Annotated in this window: 18 protein-coding genes; 8 read left to right on the top strand and 10 right to left on the bottom strand. The window is 65.9% G+C overall.

The annotated features are described in order from the left end of the window. Positions 1 to 79: 79 nt before the first annotated feature. From BSF38_RS06605 to BSF38_RS06590, 4 genes are all read right to left on the bottom strand, one after another. The gene (locus tag BSF38_RS06605) at positions 80 to 838 is read right to left on the bottom strand and encodes a carbohydrate-binding family 9-like protein (RefSeq protein ID WP_076344107.1); all 759 of its coding nucleotides are present in this window, start codon (positions 836 to 838) and stop codon (positions 80 to 82) included. A 44-nt stretch (positions 839 to 882) separates the two neighbouring features. Then, complete coding sequence (locus tag BSF38_RS06600; protein WP_076344104.1) at positions 883 to 2,373, bottom strand: DUF1501 domain-containing protein; 1,491 nt, start codon at positions 2,371 to 2,373, stop codon at positions 883 to 885. A 16-nt stretch (positions 2,374 to 2,389) separates the two neighbouring features. Then, positions 2,390 to 4,618 carry a PSD1 and planctomycete cytochrome C domain-containing protein gene (locus BSF38_RS06595; RefSeq protein WP_076350642.1) on the bottom strand — a complete coding sequence of 743 codons (2,229 nt, stop codon included), beginning with the start codon at positions 4,616 to 4,618 and terminating at the stop codon, positions 2,390 to 2,392. Between the two features lie 86 nt (positions 4,619 to 4,704). Further along, positions 4,705 to 5,109, bottom strand: coding sequence for a GatB/YqeY domain-containing protein (locus BSF38_RS06590; RefSeq protein WP_076344102.1), 405 nt, complete (start codon positions 5,107 to 5,109; stop codon positions 4,705 to 4,707). A gap of 166 nt (positions 5,110 to 5,275) precedes the next feature. Here BSF38_RS06590 and BSF38_RS06585 point away from each other — a divergent pair, with 166 nt between their 5' ends. Together BSF38_RS06585 and BSF38_RS06580 are read left to right on the top strand one after the other, a co-directional pair. Beyond that, positions 5,276 to 5,578 carry a hypothetical protein gene (locus BSF38_RS06585; protein ID WP_076344100.1) on the top strand — a complete coding sequence of 101 codons (303 nt, stop codon included), beginning with the start codon at positions 5,276 to 5,278 and terminating at the stop codon, positions 5,576 to 5,578. 324 nt (positions 5,579 to 5,902) lie between these two features. Further along, positions 5,903 to 7,213 (top strand): hypothetical protein, encoded by a 1,311-nt coding sequence (locus tag BSF38_RS06580; RefSeq protein WP_076344098.1) that lies wholly within the window; start codon positions 5,903 to 5,905, stop codon positions 7,211 to 7,213. A gap of 42 nt (positions 7,214 to 7,255) precedes the next feature. Here the strand turns inward: BSF38_RS06580 and BSF38_RS06575 are convergent, their stop codons facing one another. After that, positions 7,256 to 8,230 (bottom strand): urea transporter, encoded by a 975-nt coding sequence (locus BSF38_RS06575; protein ID WP_076350641.1) that lies wholly within the window; start codon positions 8,228 to 8,230, stop codon positions 7,256 to 7,258. Between the two features lie 143 nt (positions 8,231 to 8,373). After that, a complete protein-coding gene (locus tag BSF38_RS06570) occupies positions 8,374 to 9,783 on the bottom strand; it encodes a DUF1501 domain-containing protein (protein WP_076344096.1) in 1,410 nt (469 codons plus the stop codon). Positions 9,784 to 9,999: 216 nt separating this feature from the next. On the opposite strand from BSF38_RS06570, the gene BSF38_RS06565 reads away from it, so the two are divergent. Both BSF38_RS06565 and BSF38_RS06560 read left to right on the top strand, forming a co-directional pair. Then, entirely contained in the window at positions 10,000 to 10,542 is a 543-nt protein-coding gene (locus BSF38_RS06565) for a hypothetical protein (protein ID WP_145952000.1), read from the top strand. Then, the gene (locus tag BSF38_RS06560; protein WP_076344092.1) at positions 10,539 to 11,555 is read left to right on the top strand and encodes an HTTM domain-containing protein; all 1,017 of its coding nucleotides are present in this window, start codon (positions 10,539 to 10,541) and stop codon (positions 11,553 to 11,555) included. The genes BSF38_RS06565 and BSF38_RS06560 overlap by 4 nt, the downstream gene beginning before the upstream one ends. A 131-nt stretch (positions 11,556 to 11,686) precedes the next feature. Here BSF38_RS06560 and BSF38_RS31930 read toward each other — a convergent pair whose 3' ends face one another. Next, entirely contained in the window at positions 11,687 to 12,067 is a 381-nt protein-coding gene (locus BSF38_RS31930; RefSeq protein WP_237170955.1) for a hypothetical protein, read from the bottom strand. On the opposite strand from BSF38_RS31930, the gene BSF38_RS31925 reads away from it, so the two are divergent. Both BSF38_RS31925 and BSF38_RS06545 read left to right on the top strand, forming a co-directional pair. Next, positions 12,050 to 12,184 carry an HNH endonuclease gene (locus BSF38_RS31925; protein ID WP_237170900.1) on the top strand — a complete coding sequence of 45 codons (135 nt, stop codon included), beginning with the start codon at positions 12,050 to 12,052 and terminating at the stop codon, positions 12,182 to 12,184. The two genes, BSF38_RS31930 and BSF38_RS31925, sit on opposite strands and share 18 nt — an antisense overlap. Positions 12,185 to 12,585: 401 nt before the next feature. Further along, a complete protein-coding gene (locus BSF38_RS06545) occupies positions 12,586 to 13,503 on the top strand; it encodes an alpha/beta hydrolase (RefSeq protein WP_076344088.1) in 918 nt (305 codons plus the stop codon). 232 nt (positions 13,504 to 13,735) lie between these two features. On the opposite strand, the gene BSF38_RS06540 is transcribed toward BSF38_RS06545, so the two are convergent. The 3 genes from BSF38_RS06540 to BSF38_RS06530 all read right to left on the bottom strand — a co-directional run bounded on the left by BSF38_RS06540 (position 13,736) and on the right by BSF38_RS06530 (position 17,281). Next, complete coding sequence (locus BSF38_RS06540; RefSeq protein ID WP_145951998.1) at positions 13,736 to 14,809, bottom strand: hypothetical protein; 1,074 nt, start codon at positions 14,807 to 14,809, stop codon at positions 13,736 to 13,738. A gap of 600 nt (positions 14,810 to 15,409) precedes the next feature. Beyond that, positions 15,410 to 15,922: a cupin domain-containing protein gene (locus BSF38_RS06535; RefSeq protein ID WP_076344084.1), complete on the bottom strand. Its 513-nt coding sequence runs from the start codon at positions 15,920 to 15,922 to the stop codon at positions 15,410 to 15,412. A gap of 213 nt (positions 15,923 to 16,135) precedes the next feature. Continuing rightward, on the bottom strand, positions 16,136 to 17,281 hold the full coding sequence (locus BSF38_RS06530) for a mandelate racemase/muconate lactonizing enzyme family protein (RefSeq protein ID WP_210405685.1): 1,146 nt from the start codon (positions 17,279 to 17,281) through the stop codon (positions 16,136 to 16,138). Between the two features lie 210 nt (positions 17,282 to 17,491). Here BSF38_RS06530 and BSF38_RS06525 point away from each other — a divergent pair, with 210 nt between their 5' ends. Together BSF38_RS06525 and BSF38_RS06520 are read left to right on the top strand one after the other, a co-directional pair. After that, entirely contained in the window at positions 17,492 to 18,259 is a 768-nt protein-coding gene (locus tag BSF38_RS06525; protein WP_076344082.1) for a hypothetical protein, read from the top strand. 201 nt (positions 18,260 to 18,460) lie between these two features. Further along, entirely contained in the window at positions 18,461 to 18,862 is a 402-nt protein-coding gene (locus BSF38_RS06520; protein ID WP_076344080.1) for a DUF4332 domain-containing protein, read from the top strand. Positions 18,863 to 19,314 lie beyond the last annotated feature (452 nt).

Below are 19,314 nucleotides of genomic sequence, written 5' to 3'. Positions count from 1 at the left end.
GGACGACGGATCACTCTAGCGAGGAGGTCGTTAACGGAACATGAAGCCTGGATAAAAACACACTTATCCCAGAAACAGACTACCGACCGGCCTTCGGGCCTTCGAAGGTCAGGGTCCCGTAGTCCTCGTAGCGGTGGAAGCTGGGCTCTGTGAGCGGAGCCGAGCTCATCAGCACGGGCTCGGTTCCGGCCGGTCCGTAGTCGTATCGACAGAGGGCGAACGACCACTTTGCGCCGGGCTTCGGCGCGCCGCCCGAGGCCGCGAAGGCCGTCCAGGGGATGCGGCCTTCGACGATCCAGCCCCGGTCCTTGTCGCCCGGCTGATCGAGCGTGCCGTCGAGAGCGACCACCGCCTTGTTGCCGAGCACGGGTTCCTGATTGAACGCGTGCCCCAGCTCGCCCCGGCGCGGGAAAGCCACCTCGAAGACGACCTCGCGGGGGTTCGCCTGGAACTCGTAGTACTCCGGGCGGTCCTTGCTCGGCTTGAAGAACGCCTCGAAGACGTCGCCTTCCCACAGGTGGTCGTTGCGCTTCGTGCCGAAGGCACGCAACTCGGCGTCGGTCATCTCGGCGGCGTAATACAGCGCGTCGTCGTCCCAGGCCAGGTACGCGCGGGTTCCGGACCGGGGAGCGCCGGCCCAGTTCGCGGCGAAATCCTCGATCGGCGCGGCGCCGCGCCAGCAGGGGTCGTCGAGCTTGCCGTCGAGCTTCGGCGGTGCCTCGGCCCATCGGCAAACGGCCGCGCGGGTCGTCTTGACCTCGGCGCGGCCGCCGATCGCGTAACCCGCGATCGCCAGGGGGATCAGGAGAAAGGCCGACCTGCGAATCCGAAGGTGCATGGAAGAGGCTCCCGGACGGCAAGGCTGGGACGAACGGGCGAGGTTTAGATGATCTGCTCGATCGGCTCGGCCCCCTCGACGCCGACGAGCTTCTGGTCGAGGCCGCCGTAGAAGTAGGAGAGGGCGTTGGGGTCGAAGCCGAGCTGATTCAGAATCGTGGCGTGGAGGTTCTTGACGTGGAACCGGTCCTCGACGGCAGTGCTGCCCAGCTCGTCGGTCGCGCCGACGGAGGTTCCCCCCTTGATCCCGCCGCCGGCGAGCCAGACGGTGAAGCCGAACGAATTGTGGTCGCGGCCGGTCCCCTTGGCGAACTCGGCGGTCGGCTGGCGGCCGAACTCGCCTCCCCAGACGATCAGGGTGTCGTCGAGCAACCCCCGGCGCTTGAGGTCCTTGATCAGGCCGGCGATGGGCTGGTCGGTCCGGCCGGCGTGCTTGGTGTGGTTGGACATCATGTCGGTGTGGGCGTCCCAGTTGTCGTCGTTGTGGGCGCCGCCGGAATACACCTGGATGAATCGCACGCCGCGCTCGACCAGTCGCCGGGCCAGAAGGCACTTGCGGCCGAAGTCGGCGGTCTCGGGGCGGTCGATGCCGTACAGCGATTTCGTCTCGTCGGTCTCGCCCGCGTAGTCGACGGCCTCGGGGGCGTGCTGCTGCATCTGGAAGGCCAGCTCGTAGCTGGCGATCCGGGCGGCCAGCTCGCTGTTGTCGGCCCGCGAGGCGCGATGCTCCTCGTTCTTCTCGCGGAGCCGGTCGAGCATGCGACGGCGGGTCGCCCGGTCGACGCCCGCGGGCAAACCGAGGTCGTGGATCGGCACGCCGTCGGCGCGGATGACGGTCCCCTGGTAGACGGCCGGCATGTATCCGCTCGACCAGTTCTTGGGCCCGCTGATCGGTCCGCCGGTCTTGTCGAGCATCACCACGAAGCCCGGCAGGTTCTGGTTCACGGTCCCCAGGCCGTAGGTCGCCCACGAGCCCAGGCAGGGGTTGCCGCTGATCAGCCGGCCCGAGTTCATCATCAGCATGGCCGAGCCGTGGATCGGCGACTCGGCGTACATCGAGTGGATAAACGCCATGTCGTCGACGCAGGTCCCCAGGTTGGGGAACAGGTCCGAGACCATCTTTCCCGACTCGCCGTACGGCTTGAACGCCCATTTGGGGCCGACGACGCGGCCTTCGTTCTTCTTGCCGCCGCGGCCGAACGTCTTGACCTGGATCGTCTTGCCGTCGAGCGGGTAGAGCTTGGGCTTGTAGTCGAACGTGTCGACCTGGCTGGGGCCTCCGTACATGAACAGGAAGATGACGCTTTTGGCCTTCGCCGGCTTCGGCGACGGCTTCGCGGCGAGCGGGCTGACGAACGGCGTCACGCCGTCGGCCGCGTGGGCCTGCTTGGCCATGAAGCCGTCCTGCGCCAGCATCGCCGCCAGGGCGGTCGACGTGAACCCGCCGCCGGTCTCCCACAGGAACTCCCGGCGCGTGCGACCGCAGAACTGTCCGCCCGACGCGCGAGGGGCCTGAGGCTCTTCCGGTTCGTACATGAGAGCTCTCCCTCGATCAGTCGAGATAAAGGAATGCGTTCGCGTTCAGCGTCAGCAGACAGTATTGCACGAGCGCCCCGTGGTCCGACAGACCCGACTGCGACCGCAACGACCCGATGAAAGCCGCGTCACGGGCCACCTCGTCGGCCTGCGGCTGGCGGCAGGTGGTCAAGACGATCGCCTGGTGGATCTGGGCGGTCAGGTCGCCCGGCTTGCTGGCCTCCAACCGCTCGGCCAGCTTGGCCGCCTGCTCGTTCGAGAACTGACCGTTCAGGAACCCGAGCGCCTGGGTGGGGACGGTCGTCGTGTAGCGGACCGGGCAGCTTGAGTCGGTGTCGGCGGCGTCGTGGGTCGCCAGGATCGGCACCAGCAGCGACCGCTTGACGTGAACGTAAACGCTCCGCCGGGCCGCCTCGATCGGGGGCGAGACCGTCCAGCCCTGGCCGGGGATCGACTGGCCGGCGAGGACCTCGGCCGAGATCGGCGGGCAGACGCTCGGGCCGCCGGCCTTCGGGTTGAGGACGCCGCTGGCGGACAAAATCGCATCGCGGACTTCCTCGGCGGTGAGCCGACGCATCGGGAACCGCCAGAACCACTGGTTGGCGGGGTCGCGGGCCAACGCCTGCTCGCTCGCCTTCGACGACATCCGGTAGGCGTTCGAAAGCATGATCAGGCGGTGCATCCGCTTGACCTTCCAGCCGCCGTCCATCAGCTCGGCGGCCAGCCAGTCGAGCAGTTCGGGGTGGGTCGAAGGCTCGCCGAGCTGGCCGAAGTCGTTGGGCGACGGGACGATCCCCCGGCCGAAATGGAACTGCCAGAGACGGTTGGCGAACACCCGGGCGGTCATCGGGTTGCGGCGATCGGTGAGCCATTCGGCGAACGCCCGGCGCTTGCCGGGGCCCGAGCCGAACGTCGCGTGGCCGGCGTCGATGGAAACCGGCACGCCGGGCTCGACCTTGGGTCCGATCAGGTTCGGGTTGCCTCGCAACAGCACGTGAGCCTCGGCCTGGCCCTTCTCGGCCACGCACATGACCTCGACGCCGCTCTCGCCGCCGACCTTCCGCGAATCCTTGCCGTTCTGGTCGGTGACGTCGACGAAGAAGGCCATCATCCGGTAGTAGTCGGTCTGGGGGATCGGGTCCTTCTTGTGATCGTGGCAGCGGGCGCAGTTGACGGTCATACCGAGGAAGACCTGGCCGGCGGTCGAGACCAGGCCGTCGAGCATGTCGTAGCGGGCCTGGGGCCGGTCGGCGGGCTCGTCGTCCCAGAGGCCCAGCCGGTAGAAGCCGGTGGCGGTCTGGGCTTCGACCGAGTCGGGGGCGATTTCGTCGCCGGCGAGCTGCTCGTGGAGGAAGCGGTCGTAGGGCTTGTCCTGGTTGAACGCGGCGATCACGTAGTCGCGATACCGCCAGGCCAGCGGCTTGAGGCCGTCGCGCTCATAGCCGTTGGTCTCGGCGTAGCGGACGAGGTCGAGCCAGTGCCGCCCCCAGGCTTCGCCGTATTGCGGCGAGGCGAGCAGCCGGTCGACCAGTTGCTCGTAGGCGTCGCGCGACGTGTCGTTGACGAACGCGGCGACCTCCTCGGGCGTCGGCGGCAGGCCGGTCAGGTCGTAAGACACCCGACGGATGAGCGTCGTGCGGTCGGCTTCGGAGGCGGGCGACAGCTTCTCGGTTTCCAGCTTGGAAAGCAGGAAGGCGTCGATCGGGTTGCGGACCCATCCTGGATTCTTCACGACCGGGACGGGCGGACGGACGACCTCGCGATACGGCCAGACGGGCGCGGCGGGCTCCTCGGCCTTGGCGGGCTCGGCGGCCTTCGCCATCTTGGGCTTGGCGTCGGTCTGGCCCGACCACGGCAGGCCCGCCTTGATCCAGCGCTCAAGAACCAGGATCTCGGCGTCGGGGATTCGGCCCTTGGGAGGCATCTCCAGGCCGTCGTAGCGGACCGCCTTGAGCAGCAGGCTTTCCTTCGGCTCGTCCAGGTCGACGGCCGGCCCGAGTTCGCCCCCCTTGAGCAACGCCTCGCGGTCGTCGACGCGGAGGTCCCCCTTGATCTTGGCCTCGCCGCCGTGGCACTTGAGGCAGCGCCTGGTCAGGATCGGCTCGACCTGGGACTTGAAGAACGTCGCCTTCTCCGCGTCCGTCGTCAGGTTCGCCGGTTCGCCGGCCGACAGCGTCGCGCCGGTCGAAATCGAACCGATCGCGAGCAGTCCCCAGAACAGGCGGATGAATCCCCGTTGCGCCATGCGATTCGGCCCCTCCGCAAGGTTCGTCATGGAGTGTTCTTCGTCCCTGACGTTCAATAGAGGTTAAACAATACTCGCGACCAGGGTCAAGCCGGGGTCCGGAGGGTGTTGACGACGGCCTTCACGTCCTCGCTCTCGACGGGCTGGCCGGCCAGGGCTTTCATGGCGACGCCCAGGGCCATGCCGTCCTTGGGAGCCGCGCGGATCTGGTCGGCGACCGGCCCGAGCGCCTCGCGGATCTGGTCGAGGCCGAGGCTGGCGGGGACCCATTCGACGAGCTGGTTGATTTCTTCGGGCGTAAAGGTGGTGACGCCGCTCCTGGCCTCCTTGAGCACCCCCCGCATCTTCTTGACGGCGTCGGCGTCCGCCATCTCGGCGCCGGTACCCAGGGTGAGCTGGGCGATCCAGTATCGGAGGAACGCAAGCTTGGCGGTATCCCTGGCTTTCATGGCCGGGGCGAGCTGGCTCCGCATCTTCTGCACGATCGTCATAACTGGCGTTCTCCTCGCGATCGTCCCGGGACGAATCGCTTTCGAGGCCGGGGCGTGGTTCTTCGATCATGGCTCGGGAAGGCCCGATTTATCAAGCCGGGCGGTCAGCGAACCGATTGGGGTAAGGGAGTATGGATTCCGCGTTCCATGGAGGGAGGACGATACCATGAGCGAAGCCGATGAGACGCTTTCGATCGAGCTGATTCGCTGGACCTTCACCGTCGACCCGGCCCACAAGGCCGAAATCGAAGCCTACCTGGTAGACCAGGGGCTCGAGGTGCTGGTTCGGGGCGAAGACACCCTGGTCGCGACCTGGGACGAGCCCGAGGGCGAGATCGACGAGGTCATCGAGGAACTCTGGGCGATCAACGGCCAGCCGTTCGAGGTGACCCACGAGGAATTCCATCGCGCCAACCTGATGGTCTACCACTACGAAGAGTCCGAAGCCGACGAGAAAGCCGTCGCCTGACCCTTCCCAAGCCGCTTCCGACCCGCCGGCGCGCCTTCCTCGCGCCGGCGGGACACCCGACCTCATGAAAAGGGGATTCGGGGAGGTCCGGGTCCGAGTACAAGCCCGAAGCGCAAGCGAGTTCATGGTTTTGCGTTTGCGGATTCAGCACGCGGGCTGGGAATTCACTCGCTTGCGCTTTGGGCTTGTAGTCACGGCCGCCCTCCTGTCGCGCTTTCTTGCTGGAATAATCGGGATAATCCGGAATTTTTTCTGAAGACCGTCTTTAGGCGACATCTTCTCGGTAGAGGCCCTTGCATCGCCCCTCTCGAGGAGACGCCCGCCATGGCCACCGACGCCCAGATCCAGGCCAACCGCGCCAACGCCAAACGAAGCTCCGGACCTAAGACCGACGACGGCAAGGCCCGATCGCGACTCAACGCCCTCAAGCACGGCCTGCGCGCCACGACCGTGAACTTCGTCCTGCCGCACGAGGACCCCGCCGAGCTGGAGTCCAAGATCCAGGAATGGATCGACGACTACCAGCCGACCAACGCCATCGAGCGCGAGCTGGTCAGCCGCGCCGCGCGAATCTCCTGGAGCCTCGACCGGGCCGAGCGGTACGAGACCGCGCTGCTCGCGAAGCAGGTCCGCAAGGCGATGCTCCGGTCGCGCGCCAAACGTGTGGCGAAGGTCTGCGACCTCGGCCGCAAGCTGTTCTACATGGCGGGGAAACGGCTGCTGCCGATCTCGGGTCCGGCCTGGACCGACGACCCCTCGGCCTTCGTCGCCCGGCTGGAGGAAACTCCGGAAGGCGCACAGTGGCTCCTCGATCGCTGGGTTGAGATGCGCTGTCTGATCATCTCGAACGAGAACTGGACGTTCCTCGACCAGTTCCGATTCGTCCGGCTGCTCGGCAAACAGCCGCTCGCCGCGATCGACGACCCCGAGCTGAACGAGATCTTCCTGGCCTGGGAAACGATCGAGGACCACTGGGGCACCCGGTTCTGGCTTCAGATGCAGGAGCTGACTCCGTATGAAGATCCGGCGTTCAGCGCCTGGCGGGTCTGGCGCGAGATCGTCCCCCGGCCCGAAAGCGCCGAGGCGGGCGTCGAGTTCCTCCGAAGCATCGCCGAGCGCGAGATCGAACGGCTGCAAGACCTGATCGTCGACCTCGAAGAGATCGAGGGGGACGACGCAGTCGAGTTGGCCGAGCAAGCCTCGTTCTCGGCCAGCGACGCCGCCGAGCGGCTCCGACGGTTCCAGACCGCCCGGACTCGCGAGCTGCTCCGGACGATCGACCTGCTGGCGAAGCTCCGCAAGGCCGAGACCCAGCCCCGGAAAGCGGAGAAAAGAACGCCGAAGGAACCCAATCCGCCGGTCCCGCCGCCGGCCCCGAGGAAGCCTCCCGCTCCGCGTCCGTCGTATCGCTCCGACTCGATCGAAACCCTTGTCGCGGAAGGGATGACCGACTACCTGGCCAAGCTCCTGGAGGCAGGGGAACGGCCTTCAAGAAGTCCCCAAATCGGCGCGAACGAACCCAATCCGCCGAGCCCGACAGCCGGCGGCCGACCCGCTTCGGCCCGCGAGGTTCCGGATACGAGCCCGAACCGTCGGCGAAGAAATTCACTCGCTGGCGGGTCAGGCTTGTCGTGAAGCGAAACCGAGCCTGAATTCTTGATGGCTTTCCGGTCGCGGTCAGACGGCTGTCTTGGGTTTGCCGAACAGCTTGTCCTCGTAGTGTTCGAGAAGGATGACGATCCAGGCGGCCAGCACGAAGGGGGCCGTGTAGGTCGGGAGGCCGGTGAGGGGGAAGACCTCGGTCAGCGGCACCGAGAGCATGATGCCCAGAAGCGGCGCGACCAGCGATTTACGCCATAAGTAGAGGGCGACGGCCGTCAACGGGGCGCTGTACTGGCTCAGTCCGAGGGCGACGTCGTGGGACGGGTCGTGGTGGTAGACGGCCACGAACGTGGCGATCAGCGATGCGACGAACACCCAGGCCGCGTGCGCCTTGTTGTTCAGGCCGATCCCGACCAGGAACAGGATGCCGGTCCAGATGCTTCCCTGGAACTTGACTTCGCCGATGGCTCGGGTCGCCGCCTCGACGATGTCGATGGCGATGTTGCCTCTCGACTCGCTCGGAGCCGGCTTGCCTTCGGCCGTGGTTTCACCCTCGGCGCTCGCGATGCCCGGGATCGACCCGGCGAGGTACGTATCGGCCGGCTCGTCCGAGGGGGGGACCTGAGCCACGTGCAGCGCCAAGCCCAGAAAGTACACGGCCCAGGTGGTGACGATGAACGGCGCAGTGTAGGTCGGGAACGGAACGTGCCCCCGCATCAACCGGGTGACGAAGGCCCCGGCGACGCAACCGGCGATCAGCAGAATGACGCTCATCACCGAAGGTTGGAAGTGGAAGAACGTGGCGATGCCGATGAGCGTGGAGTTGAAGCCGTAGATCCCCGCCTTGATCTCCCCCTCGTCGAATTTCATGGCCCGGGCCGTGGCCGTCCCGATCGCCGAACCGACGACCGCGCCTGTCGCCATCAGCGGTGAATTGAACGCCAGGCCGGCACTCATCAGAGCACCCGTCAGAGCGTTCTCCTCGAAAAACACCTGGCCGACGCCCCGGAAGACCTCGAGAATCGGATCGGGAATCTTTGATGTATCCATGGTCGCCGCCGCCTTCGCCTCTATGCCCTGGATCATTAAATACTTCCAATCCGAGGGTCCGCGAGCGGTCGTCCCGGGTCAAGGGCGCAGCGGGCGAATTTCCAACGGCCGCGTCAGGCTGTAGCCCCTGGCGCGATTGGACTTCAGGCCGAGTACAACGGCGCGATGGGCTGGCCGTCGCAGAGGCGGATGGGACGGCCGAAGCGGTCGCGAATCTCCGAGGCGGGGTCGACGCCGAACGACTGGTAGATGGTCGCGGCGAGGTCGGCGGGGGCGTACGGCGGGCTCGCCGGGTGCGCGCCGATCCGGTCGGAGGCGCCGACGACCTGGCCCCCCTGGACGCCTCCGCCGGCGAAGAGCGCGGAGAAGACCGCCGCCCAGTGGTCGCGGCCGTCGGGCGTGTTGTTGTTGCCGGTGCTCGACCCGATCCGAGGCGTGCGGCCGAACTCGCCGGTCATGACCACCAGGGTCTCGTCGAGCAGGCCCCGGCTCTTGAGGTCGTCGAGCAGGGCGGAGACGCCGCGGTCGGTGGGGGGTAGGAGGTGTTCCTTGAGGTTCTTGAAGTTCTGCGAGTGGGTGTCCCACTGCTGCACACGGCCCATGTTCACCTGGACGATCGGCACGCCGGCCTCGACCAGCCGGCGGGCGAGCAACAGCGACTGACCGAACGTGTGCCGGCCGTAGCGGTCGCGGGTCTTCGGGTCTTCCTTGTCCAGATCGAACGCGCCCGAGACCTTGCCCGACAGCAGCAGCGACATCGCCCGCGCGCGCTGGTCGCTCATGGAATCGCCGCCGGTCGACGGCTGCGTCAGGGCCTCGTTCTGGTGGTGGTTGATCTGATCGAGGAGCGTCTGCCTGCGTCCCAGGCGCTCAACGCTGAAGCCGACGGGAAGCGCCAGGCTGTCGACGCGGAAGCCCGGCTGGTTCGGGTCTTGTTTGATCTGCCAGGGGTCGTGGCGCGGCCCGAGCAAGCCCGCGTGCTGACCGGGCCAGACGAGCGGGCCTTCCATCAGGAACGTCGGCAGCATGACGCCGGTGGGAATGCCGTCCTGCCGGGGCCGCAGGTAGTCGAGGCCCGAGGCGTAACACGGGTAATCGTCGCGCGAGGCGACCTTGTCGAAGAACGCCCCCGGCTGCGAATGGCCGGTGAGCAGCTCGTGGGTCGCGTTCAGATGGTTGGTGAATTTGTGCGACATCGACCGCACCACCGCGAGGTCGGCGGCCCGGGCCGCGAGCATCGGCAGGTGCTCGCAGAACTGGACGCCCGAAGCCGCCGTGTCGATCGGCTTGAACTCGCCTCGAATCCGCTCGGGGGCGTCGGGCTTCATGTCGAACGAGTCGAGATGGCTCAGACCCCCGGTCAGAAACACCAGGATCATCGACTTCGCCCGGGGCTTCGAGCCCGAACCGCCGCCGCCGGCCTTCGCGACGCGATCGGCCAGCGCGCGGGCCGTCAGGATCTGCGACAGGCTCAGGCCCAGGAAGCCCGAAAAACCCACCTGCAAGAACTCGCGCCGCACGATGCCGTGAGCATGCCCGCTGCCGTCCCTCATGACGAAACCCCAGTCTCGACGATTCGACCAGCCCCTCGTTGCACAACAAGAGTTTACAAGATCTTCAACGCTTTGATCCAGGCCGATCGACCCGGACGCCCGTCGCGGCTGCGCTTGACGGGTCGGACGGATTGCGCTAGATTCACGCGCCTTGCATGGAATACCGCTTGTTTTCAACGAATCGGCCTCATTTTGCAGAGACGGAAGGAGGGCGCCTTGACCTGGCGATGGACTGCCTTGAGGCTGGCGCTTTCGGCCTACATCCTCTTTCACCTCGCCGCGACAATCACGTGGGTTCTCCCGAACTCGCCGATCAAGCAAGAGCTGATGCCCTGGTTCCGGTCCTACATGCTCCCGTTGGGCCTCTGGCAGGCCTGGGGGATGTTCGCCCCGGACCCGCTGGACAGCACGATCACCCTGGAATCGCAGGTGACCGACGCCAAGGGGATGCGGCGGATTTACGAATTCACGAAGGTCGCCGACATGCCGTGGTGGCTGAAGATGCCGAAATTCCGTCATCCCAAGTTCGCGGCCAACCTGATGGTCGACGAGTACACCCCCCAGCGCGAGATGGCGGCCCGCCACGTCGTGCGGGCGCTCGGGCTCGGCCCCGAGTCGTTCCCGGTCATCGTCACCCTTTACTACCAGGTGAAGCCGCCACCGCCGCTGGGGGTGGGACAATCCGACCCGATGGCGCCGTCGCGGATTCACAACCTGGCGGCCTTTGAATTCACCTCCTGGAACGAGGTCCACCGATGAATCCGCTCCGCGCCTGGAACCGGTTCTGGTTCGCGCCCGTGTCGGCCCGGCCGCTCGGCGCGTATCGGATCGTCTTCGGCTTGATGGTCCTCGCGCACCTGGCCTTGATCTCCGTGGACCTCGATTACTGGTACACCGACGTCGGCCTGATGCGGGGCGATGAGGCGGCCGTCACCGCCGGCCCGCTGCGGCCGACCCCTCTGAGCTACTACCAGGACCCGTCCTCGGTGCGCGTGGCGCTGGGGCTCACCGCCGTCGCGGCCGTCGCGTTCACGCTGGGATGGCGGACCCGGATCGCCGGCGCCCTGACGTACCTCGGGATGCTCTCGTTCTACAACCGCAACCTGTTGACGAACTGCGGCCCCGACCAGGTGATGATGATCACCTCGTTCTACATGATGCTCGCCCCCTGCGGCGCCGCGTACTCGCTCGACGCCCGCCGCGTCGCCCGCGCCCGGGGGACGCTCGCCGAGCCCCTGATCCTCCCCTGGGCCCAGCGGTTCATGCAGCTTCAGATATGCGTGATCTACTTCATCACGGCCTACCTGAAATCCAGCGGACGCATGTGGGCCAACGGCACGGCGCTGCACCCGATCCTCTTCAACCACGAGGTCGGCCAGTTGAATTTTGAATGGCTGGCGGCCTATCCGCTGGTCATCAACGTGATGGCGCACGCGGCCCTCCTGACCGAGTTCGCGCTCGTCTTCCTCCTCTGGTTCCGCCCCACCCGCCGCTGGATCGCGCTGCTGGGCGTCGCCCTGCACGTCGGCATCTGGCCGATCGTCAACGTTCCCCTCTTCGGCGAACAGATGACCGCCCTCTACCTCCTGTTCCTCGCCCCCGACGAGCTATCGGCCCTCCTCTCGATCTTCCGCCCCTCGTTCTGGCTGGGACGTCGAACGGCGGCTGATCTCGTCATCCCCGGCCGCGTCGACCAACCCCACGGCCTTCGCGGCTGGACGCAACTCGAACTGGCCTTCGACAAGGACGCTGGCCGCGCACGCTCGGCGTGACCGGCTCGGGGACGCTGGGCGGCAGGACGGTCGGATGCTAGAATCGAAGTTGATGCGACCGTCATCGGGGAGACTGGAATATGGGATCGCCACGGCTCGATTTCAGCGAAACCGCAATCTTGAACCGCGTTCTACAGGCGGAAAAACCCACGTATTCCGCCGAGTTGGCGAGGGAGGTCTTGACCTTCGACTTCACTCGGGAAGACAAGGAACGCATGCGGCGACTGGCGGACCTCGCCCGTGAAGGTAAACTCAGCGCCGAGGAACGAGCCGAGATCGATGGCTATGAACGCGTCGGCCATTTCATCAACATCCTCCAATCCAAAGCCCGCCGTTCCCTCAAAGCCGCTCGCGCCGTCCCAGGCGAGAGCGAGCCGCGCTGAGCCGACATGAGGCGCGATCTGGAAACCCTTGTTCGCCGTCGATCGGGTGGATGCTGCGAGTATTGCCAGGTTCCCGAATCCCGCGACCGGCTTCCCTTCCAGATCGACCACGTGATCGCGTTGAAGCATCGGGGTCCCACTCAAGCCGACAACCTTTGTTACGCATGTTTCGCGTGCAATAACCACAAAGGAGCCAACCTATCCGGCTTCGACAGTCAGACCAGGAGAATCGCTCCCCTCCTTTAATCCTCGGCGGCAGAGTTGGCCGCGTCATTTTCGATGGGACGGCCCCTGGCTGGTCGGATTGACCGCCACCGGCAGAGCGACGGTGATCGTGCTCGAAATCAACCTCGATTACAGAGTTGAGTTTCGGCGAGAGTTAATCGAGGAAGGCGATTTTCCACCTGATTCTCGCCCGAAGTAATTGATCGAGCCACATTAGGCATGCAGCTGGTCGCGCAAGTCGAGAACCCACGGCGTCCTTTATGGATGCCACCTCACTCCCCCGCCATCACAAGAATCGGAGGTTCGTGGTGAAACGACTCGTCGCCAAAGCACTCCTTGTCTTCATGGTCGCCTTCGGCGCGTCTTTTACGGCGATCTCCGGGAGTGAGGACGGCGTCGGTTCGAGTCCACCAGGAGCACCGGTGGACAAGCCAAGGCCGGTCTCGCGGGAAGGCATCGAGTATCTGCAGAAATTGCGTAGAAACACGCCGTTCGGCGCATCGGATTTCAACCTGGAGCAGTTGCGAGCGGGCATGAAAACGCGTCGAGAGCCCACGATCAAGGACGTCAGGCTCATTCGCTCGAAGATCGGGGAGGTACCTTGCGAGTGGGTGGTCGCGCCCGGAGCGGACCCTGATTTGCGGCTCCTGTACCTGCACGGCGGCGGCTTCGTCTCGGGGTCGGGGGGATTCTATCTCACGCTGGCGGCCCACATCTCGGCGGCGGCGAAGTGCGCCGTGCTCCTGCCGGATTATCGGCTGGCGCCCGAGCAACCGTTCCCCGCCGGACTCGAAGACTGCATCGCTTCTCACGAATGGATCCGATCGAACGGACCGTCCGGCCCCGGTCCCGCGACGGCCACGTTCATCGCCGGGGATTCGGCCGGCGGCAACCTGACGCTGGCGACGCTCCTGGCCTTGCGAGACCGTGGACGGCCGCTGCCGGCGGGGGGAATCTCCTTGTCGGCGACGACCGATTTGACGTTGGCGAGCAAATCCTTGCGGACCGTCGAAGATCCCATCCTCAGCGCGCGGACCATGCCTGTATTCAGGGATTTCTACCTGGGTAAAGCAGATCCACGCAACCCACTGGCCTCGCCGGTCTTCGGCGACTATCGCGGCGTTCCGCCCCTACTGATCCAGGTCGGCGAGCACGAGATGCTCCGCGACGACAGTATCCGGGTCGCGAGCAAGGCCAAGTCGGACGGGGCGCAAGTCACCCTTGAAGTCTGGCCGGGTATGTTCCATGTGTTCCAGTCCCACGAGCCGCTGTTGCCCGAAGCTCGGAAGTCCATCGCGCGCATGGCCGACTTCATGCGATCGAGCCTGCCAAAACGATGACCCACGGCGAAGCGAGGCAGGTCGCCATCCGGCGAGGAATTCAAACCCGCGTCAGCTTGCGGATCAGATCCGCCTGGCTCGGAAGAAGGACTCGAAACGCTGCCATCATCCCCGGTCGCATCGACCAACCCCAAGGCCTCAGCAGCGGGACGCAACGCGAACTGGCCTTGGAGAAAGACGCCTGTCGAGCGCGCTCGGTAGATCAGTCCGGAGTCGCCGCCCGCTTAACTCGTCACGGCTGGCGACCGAATTCAGTCCACCATCGCCGCCAGGCCGCCGTGTCCCCATCAAAGTTCTCGGCAAACCGCCATTGGAGGAGTTCGATCGGCCCCCAGTTCCTTGGCTTGAGGTCGTCGGCCGGTTTCTGGTCGATGAGGTCGATTACGATCGGGACGGCGTCGGTCTTGGGAGTGCAGAGCAGTAGGGCGGTGCAGGCCCAGAATTGAGAGGCAGGCGGACCGTCCCGGGCCATCCGTTCGTAGAGTGGGATGCAGTCGGCCGGCAATGGGCCGAGGTGGTAGGGCACGATGCGCCGGAGGATAGCGGCAACGTTGAGCGTCTCGGGATGCTCCAGCGCTAGCTTGACGATATCGCGCTGCGACAGCGGGGACGGTTGCGTGCTCTCATACCATCGCCGCCATTCCGCCTGGGACCGAACGTCGGTTCGACCTGTGATCCATTCAAGACAGAGAAGGTTTGAATCATCTATAAACCGCCTGCGGCTCTCCGCAACACTCGCCGACTTCTCCATCGCCGTTGTGGGTATCGGGAACCGGTTAGGATAAATGGAGTCGACGGCTTCGATGAGTTCGGTCCAGAGTGCCTCGCCGTTTCGGTCTTCGAGTTTCGCCATCGCGGCCCGAAACGTCTCGCGAAGGTCGCCGTCGATGGTCGCGGCGAGAACCGCGAAGGAGTCGTGGTCCTCGACGGCGTTCAAGAGAAGTTTGGTTCCGGGGATGGTCTCCAGAAGCCGTTCGACAGCCTGGCGCCGAAATACCAACGGATGCGTCTTGGCGACGGCGTAAGCCAGCAGAAATTCCCGACCTTCGGACGACCGGGTGAGCAGCGAATACCTCAACACAAAGGGTGCGATTACGGGATCGTCGAGCCAACGCCTCAATGGGGGGAGAAGCCCCGGCCAGTGGCTGTGGAACATCGCTGAGTTGTAGACCGAGTCTAGCAGGGCAGGATCGTGTGTGTCGCCAAGGCCGATGAGAACGAGGGTCTCCTCGCGGCCGCCGATGCTTGCCAGGACTCTCGCCCAGGCGGGCATAAGTGCGGGCGACGCCTCCTTGGTCCTGGTCAAGATCTTACCGCGTTGTCCCGCGTCGAGTCCCGTAGAAAGCGCCAGGTCCGCGATGGCGGCGGCCAGCTCGGCTTCGACGGACGGCGAGAGCCCGGCGCGGGTCGCGAGGTCGAGAGCCCGTTCGAGGCAGCGCCCCCGCGATGCAGACGGACCGGGTTGCTTGAGGATCGCCCGCATCGTCTGGACGGCGTGAAGTCGGCGCGTGTCGTCTGGATCGTCCTCGACGGCCTGGATCAGCTTCTCCAATACGCGTTCCCGGTCGCTCAGGAGGTAGAGGAAATCGTCCGTTCGTGGCGCCTGGAAGACGTCCACGGACCAAAACAATTCGGGGCCCATGGCCTGGGCCGCTTCGAGGGATCGAGCGACATGGTAGCGCCACATGATCCAGGGGACGACGACCATCGCGCCCAACAACAGAAGCGCGAAGACGGCGATCGCCAGCAGGAGCGTACGGAGGCGGAACCTCGGCCAGCGCCTTGCCAAAGCGATCGAGAGCGAACTCCGGCCAGTCATGTCGTCGAGCCTCATCGATCCGGAACGACCTACCGCGAGAAGGACGCTTCTGAACCTCTTGATTCTACGACACTCGTGCGCCGACGCTCAAACTCGCGTCAGCTTGCGGATCAGCTCCGCCGCCTCAGGATACCGGGAGAGCAGGTCGGCGCGGGTTCCTTGTTCGTAGTCGGCGTAGTTGAAACCGGGGGCCATGGTGGCGCCGAGGAGGACGAAGTCGACGCCGGGTTCGAGGAGCGAGCCTTGCCAGACGCCGGGGGGGACGATCAATTGCGGTTCGTGGCCTGCGAGGACGTCGGGACCGATCAGGTGCTCGCGGTGGGAGCCGTCGGGGAGGAGCTGGAGCATCCGCACCGGGCCGCCGAGGTAGCAGTGAAAGACCTCCTCGGTCGGCAGCCGGTGCATCTCCGAAAACGTGTCTTGCGTCAACAAGTAATAGATCGACGTGCCCAGCGACCGCTCGCCCTTGTCCTTGTACACGTCGGGAAGGACCGAGTCGGGCAGCGTCCCCGCCGATCGGTACGTCTCGCGGAAGAAGCCCCCTTCGATCGGGTGCGGCTGAAGCTTCAGGGCGTCGATGATCTCTTGAGCCGTGGGCATCGTCGGAGGTCTTTCATCAAAATGGGCTGTCACGAACATGCCTTCCCTCACCCGAGCCCCGACGGACAAGCCCGAAGCGTCAGCAAGCGAATGGTCCGGACGGTGCGTCCCGAAGGGAACGAGCTCCGCGAGGCGATCCACTCGCTTGCGCTTCGAGCTTGTATCAAACCCAAGTATCGCGGACCGTCGGCTCCCGGAATGAGGGTCAGGCCGTCAACCGACGCGGTAGCGTTCGATGTCTTTCTCTTTCAGTTCGAGGCCGAGACCGGGGGCGTCGGGGACGCGGACCATGCCGTCCACGGCTCGGATCGGCTCGCTGATCGAGTGGCGGAGGGTGGTCCCTTCCTCGACGACGAATTCGAGCAGACCGAGCGTGTTGGGGACGCTGGCGAGGAAGTGGAGCGCGGCGGCGACGTTCAGGTAGGTCGTGAAGCCGTGGTTGACGACCGGCAGGCCGCGGTCGGCGGCGAGCGAGGCGATCTTCATGGCCTCGGTGAAACCGCCGCAGCGGGTGAGGTCGATCTGCACGACGTCGATCTGGCCGACGTCCATGAGTTCGATGTACGACTTCCGCTCGCTCTCCTCCTCGCCCGCCGCGATCCGCAGGCTGGTCGCCGCGGAAAGCTTGGCGTACCCCTGGTAGTCGTCGGGAAGGAGCGGCTCCTCGAACCAGAACGGGTTGTACTGCTCGAACGCCTTGGCTCGCTGGATGGCGGTCTTGGCGTCGAAGACGAGGCCGGCGTCGATCATCAGGTCGAGCTTGTCGCCGAGCCCGGCGCGGGCTTCGCGGACGAGCGCGACGTCGGTCTCGGCGTCCTTCCCCATCGGGTCCCAGCCGAACTTGACGGCCGTGAAGCCCTGGTCGGCGAACCGCCGGGCGCGGTCGCCGGTCTCGGCGGGCGTCGCGCCGAAGAGGCTGCTGGCGTACGGCCGCAGCTCGCGATGGAAGCCGCCGCCGAGAAGCTTCCAGATCGGCAGGCCGAGCGCCTTGCCCTTGATGTCCCAGAGGGCCAGGTCGATGCCGCTCATCGCGTGGATGGCGATCCCGCGCCGGCCGCTGTAGATGTTGGCCCGGTACATCTTCTGCCAGAGGTACTCGGTCCGCAGCGGGTCCTCGCCGATCAGGACGTGGCCCAGCCCGGTCGTGGCCGTGTGCGAGAACGGCCCTTCGATGCAGCCCTTGGCGGCCATCGGGTTCGAGTCGACCTCGCCGTAGCCGGTGATCCCCGAGTCGGTCGTGATCTTGACGATGAGCGCGTCTTGCCCGCTGTCGCACTGCTCCTTCACCTGCGGCAAGCGGAGGTAGATCGCCTCGACGCTCGTGATCTTCAAATCGCTCGAAACCGGGCTGGGAGCCATGTCGTATCCTTGTGCCGATAATCAGGAAAACATCGTCGAACCGGGCCGATTCCCATCTAACTCGACCCGGCCCGAGGTCGCAAGACCGGTGTTGACCGCGGAACCGTCCCTGCCGTCGGAAAAGACGCATGAATTGTGAGCCGATCGACCGATGAAGAAACGATAGACTCCAATCCGTTCGGGCGTGCTGTTCACGAAGGCGGAACGACCATGTCACGCAGCGTCGTCGTCGGGACTCTGGGAATTCTGATGCTCGCGGCGAGCCTGGCGCACGCCCAGGACTCCAGCCCGGCGCTCGATGCCCCGGCGCTTTTGCCCCCAGCCGAGGCCGCCGCCTCGCCTCCCGCTTCGGCCGCTCTCTCGGCGCCGACCGCGTCTGAAGCCGCTCCGAGGCGTCCGCTGCTGGTGATCCCCGGCGTCACCGCGCCCGCCTCCGCGTCGGCGCGGACGGCCCGGAAGCCGTCGGTCGTCGCCGGAGCAAAGCCCTCGGACGCACCGGCACTGGCTGGTCCCGCGACGACGCCGAAAGCCGCCATCCCGTTGACTCTCGAACCGATCCCGGCGGCCGACGAGGTCGACGAGGCCGAGCCCAAGCGTTCGGCCCCGACCCGGGCTAAGCCCCGGTCGACGAGCCCCGCAACGCCCGCGCCGGCGACGGGTGGTTCGCGGTATTACCCCGGGGCCGTGCTGGGGCGCATCCTGGGAGCCGACGACGAGGGGTCGAACGCCAAGAGCGCCATCCGCGTCGAGTCGCGGTCCGACCCGGCCGCCGAGGCGGCCGTGAAGCGGCGGGTCGAGCAGAAGATCCAGGAGGCGCTGGGCGACCACGTCAATTCGGTCGACGTCCGCGTCACGGGCCGGACGGTCGCCATTCGCGCCCGGGCGTCTCGCTTCTGGTACCGCCGAAGCGTCCGCCGCTCCCTCGATACGCTTCAAATGCCCTCCGGCTACCGCGCCCGCGTCGAGCTGATCGACTGAACGACGGCTTCACAAAGCGTTCTCGAAAACATCCCGTACCTCTCCCGGATTCGCATTCAACTTGTTTGACGCGCAAGTCGAACTATAGTTTGAACAAAGCCGGCTGACGCGGTCGGCCGGCTTGCGCGGGTTGGAGCGGCCCTGACGACGGGTGCGCCAGCGTTCCACTTCCTGGCTGGATCGAAATGAAAGGAGGGCGCGGTGAAGATCATCGATATCGAGGGCGTCGGTGAAGTCTACGCGAAGAAGCTCGAGGACGCGGGCGTCAAGACGGTCGAGAAGCTGCTGGAGCTGGGCGCGAAGCCCAAGGGCCGCGACGAACTGGCCGAGAAGACGGGCATCTCGGGCGCCCTGATCCTGCGGTGGGTCAATCACGCCGACCTGATCCGGATCGTGGGCGTCGCCGAGCAGTTCGCCGAGCTTCTCGAAGCCGCCGGGGTCGATTCGGTCCCCGAGTTGGCGCACCGGGTCGCCGCGAACCTCCACGCCAAGCTCGTCGAGGTCAACGAAGCCAAGAAGCTCACCCGGCGGATTCCCTCGGAGAAGCAACTCGGCGACTGGATCGAACAATGCAAGACGCTGGAGCGCGCCGTCTACCATTGACGACGGGCTCGCCGGACTCAGCAGAGCGCGGGGCCGGCCTCGACGCGGCGACGGCGTCGACGTGGAAGAGGGCCGATTGAGAGTGGCAGTCGAGCGGGTCCATGTCGATCGCCAGCTTGTACCACCCCCGCGCCTCGTCGATCAGACCGGCCTGTTCGTAGGCCTGGCCCAGGTCGGCGAGGTCGTCGTTCTGATTCGCTTTCTTCTCGGACTTGCCCCTCACGATCAAGCGGTTGAACAGGATCTTCCCCCCGTCAGCACTGGTCGGACGAGGTCATCTCGCCACCGGCAGGGCACCCCAGCGCCCACCACGTCTGGACGTTGATCGAGCCAGGTTGCCGGCTGCTGGCGACGTGAGCCATTTGCAGCCCGGAGCGGCCCCCCCAAGGTGTTCGGCGGCATCACGTGGAGCTACCGCGAGTTATCGGGCTGGCCCGACATCCAGACCATGC

It is taken from the genome of Paludisphaera borealis (assembly GCF_001956985.1).
In the GTDB taxonomy this organism is placed as follows: domain Bacteria; phylum Planctomycetota; class Planctomycetia; order Isosphaerales; family Isosphaeraceae; genus Paludisphaera; species Paludisphaera borealis.
This window is presented reverse-complemented; position numbering and strand designations above follow the sequence as displayed.

Excerpts from the sequence above, each read along its gene's own strand:
- BSF38_RS06605 (WP_076344107.1), bottom strand. The coding sequence starts at position 838 with ATGCACCTTCGGATTCGCAGGTCGGCCTTTCTCCTGATCCCCCTGGCG.
- BSF38_RS06600 (WP_076344104.1), bottom strand. The coding sequence starts at position 2,373 with ATGTACGAACCGGAAGAGCCTCAGGCCCCTCGCGCGTCGGGCGGACAG.
- BSF38_RS06595 (WP_076350642.1), bottom strand. The coding sequence starts at position 4,618 with ATGGCGCAACGGGGATTCATCCGCCTGTTCTGGGGACTGCTCGCGATC.
- BSF38_RS06590 (WP_076344102.1), bottom strand. The coding sequence starts at position 5,109 with ATGACGATCGTGCAGAAGATGCGGAGCCAGCTCGCCCCGGCCATGAAA.
- BSF38_RS06585 (WP_076344100.1), top strand. The coding sequence starts at position 5,276 with ATGAGCGAAGCCGATGAGACGCTTTCGATCGAGCTGATTCGCTGGACC.
- BSF38_RS06580 (WP_076344098.1), top strand. The coding sequence starts at position 5,903 with ATGGCCACCGACGCCCAGATCCAGGCCAACCGCGCCAACGCCAAACGA.
- BSF38_RS06575 (WP_076350641.1), bottom strand. The coding sequence starts at position 8,230 with ATGGATACATCAAAGATTCCCGATCCGATTCTCGAGGTCTTCCGGGGC.
- BSF38_RS06570 (WP_076344096.1), bottom strand. The coding sequence starts at position 9,783 with ATGAGGGACGGCAGCGGGCATGCTCACGGCATCGTGCGGCGCGAGTTC.
- BSF38_RS06560 (WP_076344092.1), top strand. The coding sequence starts at position 10,539 with ATGAATCCGCTCCGCGCCTGGAACCGGTTCTGGTTCGCGCCCGTGTCG.
- BSF38_RS31930 (WP_237170955.1), bottom strand. The coding sequence starts at position 12,067 with ATGCTTCAACGCGATCACGTGGTCGATCTGGAAGGGAAGCCGGTCGCG.
- BSF38_RS06535 (WP_076344084.1), bottom strand. The coding sequence starts at position 15,922 with ATGCCCACGGCTCAAGAGATCATCGACGCCCTGAAGCTTCAGCCGCAC.
- BSF38_RS06530 (WP_210405685.1), bottom strand. The coding sequence starts at position 17,281 with ATGGCTCCCAGCCCGGTTTCGAGCGATTTGAAGATCACGAGCGTCGAG.
- BSF38_RS06525 (WP_076344082.1), top strand. The coding sequence starts at position 17,492 with ATGTCACGCAGCGTCGTCGTCGGGACTCTGGGAATTCTGATGCTCGCG.